A 9,683-nucleotide genomic window follows, 5' to 3' on the forward strand; every position below is an offset into this window, starting at 1 on the left:
TGGTACCCGGGAGCCTGGGACGATGCGCCAGGCCCCCGGGGCGCTCAGGCGGAGAGAGGTTCGTGGGCCTTGACGGCCGCGGGGCTGCCGAGATGCTCGGCGCGCTGGATGAGCCAGTAGGCGATGAGCGCGGGGTCGGCGGTGGCCGGGATCCCGGAGTCTTCGGAGATCTCGCCTTCGCCGGTCTCGATCCACCAGGTGGCGCGCAGCACGTGGGGGTTGATGCCGGCACGGTCAGGGGCACCGTCGGGGATGCGGCTGCCCAGGAGGATCTGGAGGGTGAAGAGTCCGCCCATCTCGGCCTCCACCTCGACGGGGAAGGGGAGGAGGGCTGCGACCGCGGTCACGTGGTTATCGATGCGCTCGATCTCCAAGGCATGGGCGGCACGCTCTGCGCTCGCCGCGGTGGCGAAGCCTTGGTACTCCAGCGCGTGGGCGAGGTTGTCACCGGTGTGTGAGGTGGCGAGTTCGGCGAGGAGCTCGGCGGACTCGGCGGGATTCGCTCCCTTGCGGACCCGGGTGGCGATGAGCTTGTCGGCCTGCGGTGTGGTGGTCATGATGACATCCAATCTTATTGTGAACCTGACATTTACAGAGTACGTCTGTGAGGTTCAGAAATCAAGACCCAAAAACCGGGCCGGATTTGGAAGGAAGAGCTGCCGATCATGTGACCGGCGTGGCGCCCCAGGGCTCGAAGCGCCTGGGGCGCAGGCGGGGCCTACTGAGCCGCTGACGGCTTGTGCTTGCGGATCGTGCTCGAGTACCGCGAGGTAGTGCCCGCCCAGCCGCCACAGTGCCCGCAGTAGCCGCCGTTGCCGGAGTATAAGCCGTTGCGGACCTTGCCGTCCTTCCAATCCGACGTGCCCGATCCGGCGCAGTAGGTCGCGGCCTTCCGCTCGGCCTCCTGCTCGTAGAAGTTCGTCCATGCGAGAGGTGCCGAGGGGTAGCACGTCGTGCAGAGGATCGCGCCGTGCGCCGCGACGGCCTCCTCCTCGGTGAGCCCGGAGATTTCAGGGAGCCACGAGAAGGCGGTCGCCTTGCCGTTGCGGTTGCAGGTCGAGCAGTACATCGACGAGTGGATGTGACCGCCGGTGACGAGGAAGAAGCGCGACCACGGGCGGCGGCTGTGCTCGTCGTGCAGTGGCTCCTCCTCGGCAGCGAGCAGCTGCAGCGTCTCGGTGGCCTGGTCGTAGGCCTCCAGGTTGTGGCGCTCGCGGTAGGCGAAGCGCTCATCGTCAGCCACGCGTGCGCGGAACAGCTGGAGTTCGTCATCGGCGAGGATCACGCGTCGACGAGTGCCGGTGAGGCGATGCCCGAGCGCTCGCAGGATCCCACGCTTCGCCCCCTCGAGCGAAGCCAAGGCTGCGCCGCGGCGCGAGTAGATGTCGGCGAGGATCGTGTCGATCTCTACGGGAGTGGCGGTGGTGATGATCATGGTGACCTCCGGGGATCGAGCTTCGACTAGTTGTGAACCTGACATTTACACACTATGTCGACGTCTCGAAGAAAACAAGACCCAAAAATCGGGCCGGATTAGCTACAGTGGTGCACATGACCAATCACCACGACGAGCACGACACCTCAGAAGTGCGGCGAGGACGCCCCCGCGTGGGCGCACCCCGCGGAGAGTCCCCCGTTGCCAAGGGGCGGGTGACCAAAGCGGAGTTCGACGAGCTGACGGCGATCATGGACGAATCCGGCCGCACGCAGTCCGAGCTCGTTCGGCGAGGCGTGCAGCTCGTCATTCAGGAGCACCGGGCGACGGGCGATCGCGCCACCAACCCAGAGCCTGGAGATCCCGCCTGATGGAAGGACCGCCCGAACCGTCGACGCCGGACGGGTCATCGCCCTCCTTGCTGAGCGAGATCGAAAGAGATCTCCTCGACGACGTCCCCATCTCGACTGTGCTGAGAAAGCTCATCATCCTCGGCGGCTACGCAGGCGCGAGTGAGCTGCGTGACTGGGCCTCCCACGAGCTGCAGGGCTACATCGGCGTTCCAGACGATCAGATGCCGAAGTACCGGATCGTGCCGGCCATCATCCAACTCGACGCCGTCGTACCCCAGGGGACCATCAGGCATCAGACCATCGGGGTGCACGATCTCCCCGAGGGGTTCCGCGACGAGATATCGGATGACGTGCACTTCCGCCAGGGCGTCGGCGAGCTCGAGGCGATGGTCATCACGCACGACGATACGAAGACGATCAAGATGATGCTGCCGGCAGCGATGATCCTCGCCAAGGTGATCGACCACGAAAGCGGGCGCCGCGATCAGAAAGTCACCTCGATCTACTGGGCCGTGAGCACCGCGTCGGTCACGGGGATCCTTGACCAGGTGCGAACCCGGATGGCGCAGATGCTCGGAGAGCTCCGCGCCGTCACCCCTGCCGGCGCAGCCCTCCCCGCGCCCGCAGACGCCAGCAGAGCGGTCAGTATCGTCATCCACGGCAAGAACAACCGCGTGAACTTCGCCCAAGCCACGGACGGCGGGGTCGCATCCACGGGTGAAGACAGCGAACCGGAGGGCCGGTTCTGGACGACAGGACGCCGCATCGGCGCAGCGATCGTTGGCGTCGCTACGATCGCCGCCACGGTGATCGGCTGGCTGCAGCTTCAAGCGGCAGGGTAGGCCGGATCCCGTCAGGTCTCGAGGTAGACCCGATTCTCTTCGCCGGCGGTGAACCCCAGGCGCTCGTATCCGTCCCGGAGAGCGTCCGTACGGGCTCCCGCGGCGAGCACCCTGCCCGTCGGGAATGCCCGCAGCGTCCGCGCAGCCAACAGGAATGCTGCCGCTCCATCGGCGGCAGTGCGCGCAGCGAGCGACTCGATAACCCAGCGGTCACCATCGGGAGTCTCGTCGCCGATCGACGTCGTCGCAGACGAGCTCAGCAGAGCAGGCAGGACATGCAGCGCCCCACCGGCGGCAACGCTCACGACGAGCGCCCAGAAGAGCACGTTGCCTACCCACATCACCGCGGTGAGCAGCTCGCCAGATCGCATCGTGATCGCGAGGACGAAGACCAGGATGAACGCCGTGCACACCACGAGGACGATTGCCGTGACAACGAGCAGCAGCGCACCCAGCGCGCGGGCACGAGAGTGACGCACCGCGATGACGAGCGACCGTCGGTCCCGAGCACCGTGCACACCGCGCCTGAGGTGAGCGGTCACCACGAGCAGGAACGACAGCGGCACCATCGCGACCGCCGCGAGGTTGCGCAGAGCCCGCACTCGCTTCGGCACGTCGTCGGTGCGGATCTCCTCGCTCACGCCTCGGAAGAAGTCCACGCTCGCACCGCCATACGCGGCAGCATGTGTCCACACCAGCCCCGGAAGATCTCGCCACCGCGCCCGGGTCGAGTCCCTACCCACGCGCACGTCCGATCACCACGCCAGCGTAACGATGTCCCGCAGCGCATCGAGCTGCGCTGCGGCCGCGCGGGATACGGTCGACATAGATCTCAACGAAGGAGAGCCATGGACCGGTTCGAGATGCCTCGAGTGCAGCCAAAGGAACGCCCGCAGGAATCCGCGCAGTTCACCGGCCCGGAGAGCCGCGACGACGTGATCCTGTTCGTGCGGAAGTATCGCCCGCGGACCAATTCCACGTTCGACGACGTGATGGGAACGCTGGTGTTCGACGGTGACGGTGACGGCGGCAGAGAGCTGAAGCTGAAACTGAACGATCTGGTGGTCTACCAACACGGCGAACTCCACGTGATGCCGGCAAGAATGTTCATGCCTGCAGCTGACGACAACGGCGACTAGGGCGCGCCACTGCGGCGAGCGCGAGCGGGTGGGCAGATCATGCTGCTGCCGCCAGCGGGGCTGCCGCATCGATGGCTGGGAGCCACGTCACCGCGATGGGGCGGTCGAGGGCTGCGTCGTCGAGGCGGTCGGGGCAGATCCAGAGGGTCGGCATGGCGCGGAGTCTAAGAGGCGTCCAGGGCGTTGTGTCCATGTGTACGACGCTATGTGCGATTCGGGGGCTTAATTCTGGGTGAGCTGTCTGCTCTGAGCTCTATTCGGGGATGCGGAGGGCCTTGCGCATCTCGCGGAGAACGGGGGCGAACTCCTCGCCGATCACGTAGGGGTTGCCGGTGGTGGTGCGTGCCGCTTCTTCCCAGCGTCGCGCAGCCTGCGCGACGGGCTCAGGGCCGAGAACGATGAGTGGGGTCATCTCGGCCGCTACGCGGTCTCTGTACTCGTCAGCGCGCGCTGCATAGGGTTCCAGCGTCCGTTGCTGCCGGAGACGCTCCTCCTCGGGGGTATCGGGGCCGATGACGCCGTCGATGCGGCTCTCGATGTCGGCGTAGGCCTGCATCCGTAGCTCGTACTCGGTGAGGAATGCGGCTGCGGGGAGGTAGACCTCGAGGCGCTTCTCGCGCAGCCACTTGCGGTGCTCACGAGCGGCTTGAATCCAGGCACCGAGGAGACCGCCGGCGATGGTGAGCGCAGCGCCCACGGCGACGGGGAAGAGAGAGTCCATGACGCCAGTCTCTCGCGCGAATGCCGCGCCCTAGAGTGTGTGGCATGGCTACTATCCTCCGCACCGTCCGCTGGACTGTTCTCGCCGGTTCCGGCGATCCGATCGCCCTTGTGACGGAGGCCGTCGCGAAAACGGACTTTGCTGTGGCGTCGACCACTCCAACCTCGATCGTGATCGACGTGCCGCGCGCCATCATCAAGAACCGGTGGGGAGCAACGATCACGGGCGCCCTCTCTCAGGGGTCGAAGGGCACCGATATTGAATGGGTTGTCGATGGCCTGGGGAACAAGCACTACGAGCACATGGTGACCATCGGCGAAGGCATGCCGGAGGGGTCGCTGGATGACCACGGGATCCCGGAGGCGGTGTCGAAGATCGCGCTCAAGATGTTCGGCCGGAAGGAGATCCGCCACCTGGCCAACGTGCTCGACTTCGGAGAGTTCGTTCACGCCATCGGCATCGGCAACCTGGGCGGGAAAATGGGCATCGTCACGCTCACCGATCGCCGGCTGATCTTCCTCGAGAAGAGCATCGGCAGCGAGAACCTCGTCGAGTTCGCCCTCGCATCCATTGGCGCCATCTCCCTCGGCAAGAAGATGGGCGGGGAGACTCTGACGATCTCGCACTCGGGAACCTCGGCAACGATCACGACCCTGCAGCACGGCCAGGGAGACGCGATCGCGCGCAAGTTCCGAGAGATCAAGGATCAGCCCACCGCCACGACCACCCCTACAGCGGCCGACCCGATCGAGCAGATCGAACGCCTCGCGGGACTTCGCGACAAGGGCATCCTCAGCGAAGACGAGTTCCAGGCGCAGAAGACCCAGCTCCTCGGCAGCATCTAGAGATCATCGCGCATGCCGCAAACGATGCGGCGAGCGCGCACCTGAGTCAGGAGCGGATATGAGTTCTGTCGGTGATGCGCCCGATGAGGGGGCCGCGGGTGAGATTGCGTTGACTATCGAGCACGTGTCCGAGGCGGCAGCGCCGCTGTTGCTCTTCCTCCTGCAGGAGCTCGATGGATTGAACTCGATGGTGCAGGAGATTCTGGCGGTAGTGCCTGCTGATGCGCGGTGGCGGCTCACTCTGACGGGCGACATGGTTGCAAGCACGGATCGTATTGAAGGGCGTGCGAGCGGGTACTCCACTGACCGCGGAGCTGGCGTTGTGGGCGGCCGGACGCTGAGGAGCAGCGATGGTGTCCTCGACATCGTGATTGATGTGTCCGCCATCTTGATGTTCCCGGAGGACTTGGAGACACCGGAGACGCCGGAGGAGTATCGGCGAGGGTTCGACATGGCGATCGCATCGGCTCGACACCTTGCCCGTCATGAGGCGGGGCATGTGGCGTTGATCTCGCGGGCCGAGCACAGCGACACGTTTGACGCTCTCGAAGGACTCTCTCCGACCGCCTCGCAGTGGCGGGGAACGGTTGGGGCGTACATCGACGATCACCGAATCGAGCGCGATACGGCTATCCATGCTCCGACGCCACTCAGGAAGAGCGAATCGATCGAGTATGAGCTCGAGCATCTCCGGGCCGCACTTGAGGGGTCGCAGCGCAGCTGGCGGTCGGACATCATCATGGCGCGCGATCGCACGATGACTGCGTTGATGGGGTTCGTTCGTCTGATCGCCTACCTCTCGGCTGAACTCGGTGTCGACGCCGACGGCAACGCCATTGCTCCGGATCCCCTTCCGGAGCACTGGAACCGCTATCTGGGAGATGGGTGGTGGGCCAGGTGGTCGGGGGCGTTCAATCGCCTCGAACCCGCCACCACTCTGGCAGCCAGCGAAGACCTCGCGACATCGCTCGCTGAACTCGCCGAGATGCTGGTTGCCTGGCTAGATGCGATCGGCGTCCGCTACCGCATCGACGAGCAAGATCGTGAGTTCATCCATTGGACAGCTGACACCTACTGACGGGCGCTTCTGGCGGGTTAGGCAGTCATGGACGCGTTGAAGAAGATCCGCGCCATGTCGGGGGAGAGTCCCTCTTCCATGAGGATCTGCCCCGCGACGGCGCAGATGACCATCGAGATCGCGTTGAGGTGCCCTGACCAGTCGATCGGCTCGTCAGGGGTGGTGAAGATCCCGAACGCGGACACGGGCGCGTAGGCGTCGGCGAGCGCTGCAGTCGCGTGTGAGAACTGTGTTGTCTTCCACCACATGTCGTAAAAGCCGCCCGCGTCCTTGGTCTGCTTGGAGAAGTTGAGAACGGCGCGAGCTACACCGATGAGGGCTGTGTCGAGAGACCCGAACTGCTCGAGGTCGATCTCGGGCGTGGTCTCGACGATGGTGACAGGCAGGCCCATCTCCTGGAGGTTGAAGAGGTGCTTGTTCGCGTAGCTCGCCTCCACGTCGAACTGGGCGCGGAGCCCTGCTGCTCGGTCGTCGAGGCCGAGCAGCCACATCAGGCGCAGGGAGATTTCCATCACCGTGCGGGTATTCGGCCCGGTGGCGCTCTTTCGTCCGTCTCGCGTCATCTCCCCGACCGCCAGGATCTGGTCGTGAGCGGCGAGCACCCAGCCGATGACGGTACGTCCGACGGGGGTGGTTCGGATGTCCTGGTGGTCGACGGCGAGCACCGCGCGGGCGACCGTGACGACGTACTCCGGGGAGACGGGATCGATCGAGATCTCGTCGGGCTTCTTCGTCATGGGCTCATCCTCGGTCGCGCGCGTGTGGGAGAAAGTAAGGCCCCCGAGCGCGCGGCGTCGGGGGCCTTCAAGATGAGGAGGGATTCGAACCCTCGGCCCCCGCTTCCTCAAAGCGGTGCTCTGCCCCTGAGCTACTCATAGTTGGTGGTGGTCTTCGGCGATGGTAGCGCGGGGACGGTTGCTTACGAGAAATCCGTTCGCGGTGTCAAGCGCCGCCAGCGCTCGCCGCAGAGCCGGCGGATGCGTGAGGGGCCGGGGACTGGCCCCGACCCCGACCCCTCACGGCTCACTCCCCGTCGAGCAGCGTCACGACGTCGCGCGCGCTGGTGATCAGAGCGGCGTTGTACTCGCGGATCAGGCGGTGGCATCCACTCGAGGCGGCAGAGGTCAGTGGGCCGGGGACTGCGCCGAGACTGCGACCGAGAGCGGCGGCGTGGCCAGCCGTATTCAGGGATCCCGACCTCCACCCCGCCTCAGAAACAATGGTCACTCGGGCGAGAGCCGCCAAGACCCTGTTCCGAGAAAGAAACCGCCACTTCGACGGCGGTGTGTCCAGGGGGACTTCGGAGATGACTGCGCCGCTCTCAGCGATCCGTCTGATCAGCTCCGAGTGCCCCGCCGGGTAGGGCCGTCCGACCCCACCGGCGACAACTGCGACGGTGGGGATGCCTGCGGCGAGGGCGGCGCGGTGCGCGGCTCCGTCGATCCCATAGGCCGCGCCACTGAGGATCGTGACCTGGTGCTCTGCGAGGTCGGAGACGATCTCGTTGGTGATGTGCTCGCCGTACCCTGTCGAGGCCCTGGCTCCCACGACAGTGATCGGGCGCGGTGTGGTGAGGAGAGACGCGTTGCCACGGACGTACAGGGCGACGGGGCGCTGCGTGCCGAGGTCGGCGAGCGCCGGGATCGTGTCGGGATCGATGAGGGTCACGTTCGCTCGCTCGAGGGACGCGAGGTTGTGGGCGATCACCGAGGAGCTGATGCGGGGTGTCCAGCGGGAGATGGACTCCTGCGCGGTGCGCTCGCCGACTCCGGCATCCCGCAGAGTGGCCTGGAGACCGTTCCCGGTGATCGCGTCGTAGGCGGCGACCGGGCCGAGTGCGTCGATCAGCGTTCCTGCGACGCCGTCGCCCGGTTCGATGATCGTGCTGATGGCCGCTCGCGCCTGGAGGACGTCTGTCTGGGGGAGTGTGTTCGTCTTCATCGGTGATCCCTTGCTCGTAGTTGTGAACCTGACATTTACAGACTACGAGGGGCCTCCGACATTGGGAGGCCCCGGGTGAATTGCCCCTACGCCGAGCGGAGTTCCTCGCTTCGAGCGGCGAGCTTTGCCGACCATCCGCCCAACGCATGAGCTGCCGTCGACCAGGCGTCGAAATGCTCCAGGGTCAGAGAATTCCGATGGTTCACGACGGCGGGGATCTCCAGCAGCGAGAGCTGGATGTAGCTCATGTGCACCGCGGTGAGGCTGAGATCGTCAGCCGTGACGTGCAGCTGCGTGGCGCAGTCGATGCCCTGGGATGCGAGTTCCTGCGCGACGGCGATCACCATCGCCCCGGCACCGCACGCAGGCTCGTAGACGGTCAGGAAGGGCAGCGTCTTCAGCTGCTCGGCGGCATTCGGAACCTGCATCGCCGCCATCAGCTGGCAGACGCTGTAGGGGGTGAAGAACTGCCCCTGATCGCGGCTCGCGATCTCCAGCTGCATGTAGACCTCGCCGAGCACGTCACGCGGCTCCGTGGCCAATTCGATAGCCACCAGCGCAAGGGCCTCAGCGAACCGCCCCCACTGGGCCTCTGAGTACCGCTCACGGGTCTGTTCGTACGCCTCCTCGCGCGCCTGGTGGCCGCGAGGATCGAAGCGGTTGCGGAGCGCTGCAGCGCTCATCGAGCAGAAGTCGCTGAAGACGCTGTGCATGTCCCTCTCGCCAGTGTTCGCGCGGAGCAGCTTCACGATCTCCTTCGAAGACATCAGGCGCTCACCATCGTGGCGTGCGCCGCCTTCACCTCGCGCACCGACATCGCCCTGCCGGTGACGCCCATCGCGTCCACGGCACAGAGCAAGTCGTACGCGTCGGTCGGGCTGTCACCCCATGACGGGCCACCGCTGACCATCCACCAGGTGTTGTGCAGGAAGAGGCTCGACACATCTCGCCGACCTTCGCCAGCGTCGTCACCGCCAGCTCGAGCAGCGCGCGGAGCGCAGGCTCGGCAGCGATCTCCTCGGCCCCCACCTCGAGCAGGTGCTCCAGGTGCTCGAGATCTGCCTCCGAGATCTCCAGCCGGGACACCCGAGCCAGCAACACGCCCTGCTCGATCTTCACGACCCCCTCAGGCCCGAGCTCGAGGGAGTCGCACCACGCCTTCGCAGCGGGGGTCATCCTCGGCTCTTTCGCAATCGCGATCAGCATGTCCATTCCCATGGTGTGTGTCCTTTCGGTTGTTCCTGTTGTGTGAACCTGACATTTACAAACTAGGGAGGGGGTCGGACGTTGGTGGGGGTGGGGGACTATGGCGGCGAATTGTGCTTGAAA

At 65.6% G+C, this 9,683-nt stretch carries 13 protein-coding genes and 1 tRNA gene; 5 read left to right on the top strand and 9 right to left on the bottom strand.

Translation table 11 applies throughout. From position 1 onward, the window contains the following. Positions 1-44: 44 nt before the first annotated feature. Together ACQUSX_RS15825 and ACQUSX_RS15830 are read right to left on the bottom strand one after the other, a co-directional pair. On the bottom strand, positions 45-557 hold the full coding sequence (locus ACQUSX_RS15825) for a hypothetical protein (protein WP_428907851.1): 513 nt from the start codon (positions 555-557) through the stop codon (positions 45-47). 161 nt (positions 558-718) lie between these two features. Then, complete coding sequence (locus ACQUSX_RS15830; RefSeq protein WP_428907850.1) at positions 719-1,435, bottom strand: hypothetical protein; 717 nt, start codon at positions 1,433-1,435, stop codon at positions 719-721. Between the two features lie 116 nt (positions 1,436-1,551). Between ACQUSX_RS15830 and ACQUSX_RS15835 the strand changes: the two genes are divergently transcribed. Both ACQUSX_RS15835 and ACQUSX_RS15840 read left to right on the top strand, forming a co-directional pair. Continuing rightward, positions 1,552-1,806, top strand: a complete 255-nt coding sequence (locus tag ACQUSX_RS15835) for a ribbon-helix-helix domain-containing protein (protein WP_144053127.1) — start codon at positions 1,552-1,554, stop codon at positions 1,804-1,806. Next, positions 1,806-2,630 carry an AbiTii domain-containing protein gene (locus ACQUSX_RS15840; RefSeq protein ID WP_428907849.1) on the top strand — a complete coding sequence of 275 codons (825 nt, stop codon included), beginning with the start codon at positions 1,806-1,808 and terminating at the stop codon, positions 2,628-2,630. The genes ACQUSX_RS15835 and ACQUSX_RS15840 overlap by 1 nt, the downstream gene beginning before the upstream one ends. Before the next feature lie 11 nt (positions 2,631-2,641). Here ACQUSX_RS15840 and ACQUSX_RS15845 read toward each other — a convergent pair whose 3' ends face one another. Continuing rightward, a complete protein-coding gene (locus ACQUSX_RS15845) occupies positions 2,642-3,289 on the bottom strand; it encodes a hypothetical protein (RefSeq protein WP_428907848.1) in 648 nt (215 codons plus the stop codon). 189 nt (positions 3,290-3,478) lie between these two features. Here ACQUSX_RS15845 and ACQUSX_RS15850 point away from each other — a divergent pair, with 189 nt between their 5' ends. After that, positions 3,479-3,769, top strand: a complete 291-nt coding sequence (locus tag ACQUSX_RS15850; protein ID WP_428907847.1) for a hypothetical protein — start codon at positions 3,479-3,481, stop codon at positions 3,767-3,769. Between the two features lie 253 nt (positions 3,770-4,022). Here ACQUSX_RS15850 and ACQUSX_RS15855 read toward each other — a convergent pair whose 3' ends face one another. After that, the gene (locus tag ACQUSX_RS15855; RefSeq protein ID WP_428929993.1) at positions 4,023-4,490 is read right to left on the bottom strand and encodes a hypothetical protein; all 468 of its coding nucleotides are present in this window, start codon (positions 4,488-4,490) and stop codon (positions 4,023-4,025) included. 44 nt (positions 4,491-4,534) lie between these two features. On the opposite strand from ACQUSX_RS15855, the gene ACQUSX_RS15860 reads away from it, so the two are divergent. Both ACQUSX_RS15860 and ACQUSX_RS15865 read left to right on the top strand, forming a co-directional pair. Then, a complete protein-coding gene (locus ACQUSX_RS15860) occupies positions 4,535-5,335 on the top strand; it encodes an SHOCT domain-containing protein (RefSeq protein ID WP_428929994.1) in 801 nt (266 codons plus the stop codon). A 58-nt stretch (positions 5,336-5,393) separates the two neighbouring features. After that, the gene (locus tag ACQUSX_RS15865; RefSeq protein ID WP_428929995.1) at positions 5,394-6,413 is read left to right on the top strand and encodes a hypothetical protein; all 1,020 of its coding nucleotides are present in this window, start codon (positions 5,394-5,396) and stop codon (positions 6,411-6,413) included. A 17-nt stretch (positions 6,414-6,430) separates the two neighbouring features. Here ACQUSX_RS15865 and ACQUSX_RS15870 read toward each other — a convergent pair whose 3' ends face one another. The 5 genes from ACQUSX_RS15870 to ACQUSX_RS15890 all read right to left on the bottom strand — a co-directional run bounded on the left by ACQUSX_RS15870 (position 6,431) and on the right by ACQUSX_RS15890 (position 9,297). Further along, on the bottom strand, positions 6,431-7,150 hold the full coding sequence (locus ACQUSX_RS15870) for a hypothetical protein (RefSeq protein WP_428929996.1): 720 nt from the start codon (positions 7,148-7,150) through the stop codon (positions 6,431-6,433). 69 nt (positions 7,151-7,219) lie between these two features. Beyond that, positions 7,220-7,291: transfer RNA gene (locus ACQUSX_RS15875), tRNA-Leu, on the bottom strand. 145 nt (positions 7,292-7,436) lie between these two features. Continuing rightward, a complete protein-coding gene (gene dprA, locus ACQUSX_RS15880) occupies positions 7,437-8,354 on the bottom strand; it encodes a DNA-processing protein DprA (protein WP_428929997.1) in 918 nt (305 codons plus the stop codon). Positions 8,355-8,440: 86 nt separating this feature from the next. After that, entirely contained in the window at positions 8,441-9,121 is a 681-nt protein-coding gene (locus tag ACQUSX_RS15885; RefSeq protein WP_428929998.1) for an N-6 DNA methylase, read from the bottom strand. Further along, a complete protein-coding gene (locus ACQUSX_RS15890) occupies positions 9,121-9,297 on the bottom strand; it encodes a hypothetical protein (protein WP_428929999.1) in 177 nt (58 codons plus the stop codon). The genes ACQUSX_RS15885 and ACQUSX_RS15890 overlap by 1 nt, the downstream gene beginning before the upstream one ends. Between the last annotated feature and the right edge of the window lie 386 nt (positions 9,298-9,683).

It is taken from the genome of Microbacterium alcoholitolerans (genome assembly GCF_050408615.1).
Classification (GTDB): Bacteria; Actinomycetota; Actinomycetes; order Actinomycetales; family Microbacteriaceae; genus Microbacterium.

What these genes read in the sequence shown, in the direction of transcription:
- ACQUSX_RS15835 (WP_144053127.1), top strand. Translation starts at nt 1,552, where the DNA reads ATGACCAATCACCACGACGAGCACGACACCTCAGAAGTGCGGCGAGGA.
- ACQUSX_RS15860 (WP_428929994.1), top strand. Translation starts at nt 4,535, where the DNA reads ATGGCTACTATCCTCCGCACCGTCCGCTGGACTGTTCTCGCCGGTTCC.
- ACQUSX_RS15840 (WP_428907849.1), top strand. Translation starts at nt 1,806, where the DNA reads ATGGAAGGACCGCCCGAACCGTCGACGCCGGACGGGTCATCGCCCTCC.
- ACQUSX_RS15850 (WP_428907847.1), top strand. Translation starts at nt 3,479, where the DNA reads ATGGACCGGTTCGAGATGCCTCGAGTGCAGCCAAAGGAACGCCCGCAG.
- ACQUSX_RS15855 (WP_428929993.1), bottom strand. Translation starts at nt 4,490, where the DNA reads ATGGACTCTCTCTTCCCCGTCGCCGTGGGCGCTGCGCTCACCATCGCC.
- ACQUSX_RS15885 (WP_428929998.1), bottom strand. Translation starts at nt 9,121, where the DNA reads ATGTCTTCGAAGGAGATCGTGAAGCTGCTCCGCGCGAACACTGGCGAG.
- ACQUSX_RS15865 (WP_428929995.1), top strand. Translation starts at nt 5,394, where the DNA reads ATGAGTTCTGTCGGTGATGCGCCCGATGAGGGGGCCGCGGGTGAGATT.
- dprA (WP_428929997.1), bottom strand. Translation starts at nt 8,354, where the DNA reads ATGAAGACGAACACACTCCCCCAGACAGACGTCCTCCAGGCGCGAGCG.
- ACQUSX_RS15830 (WP_428907850.1), bottom strand. Translation starts at nt 1,435, where the DNA reads ATGATCATCACCACCGCCACTCCCGTAGAGATCGACACGATCCTCGCC.
- ACQUSX_RS15870 (WP_428929996.1), bottom strand. Translation starts at nt 7,150, where the DNA reads ATGACGAAGAAGCCCGACGAGATCTCGATCGATCCCGTCTCCCCGGAG.
- ACQUSX_RS15825 (WP_428907851.1), bottom strand. Translation starts at nt 557, where the DNA reads ATGACCACCACACCGCAGGCCGACAAGCTCATCGCCACCCGGGTCCGC.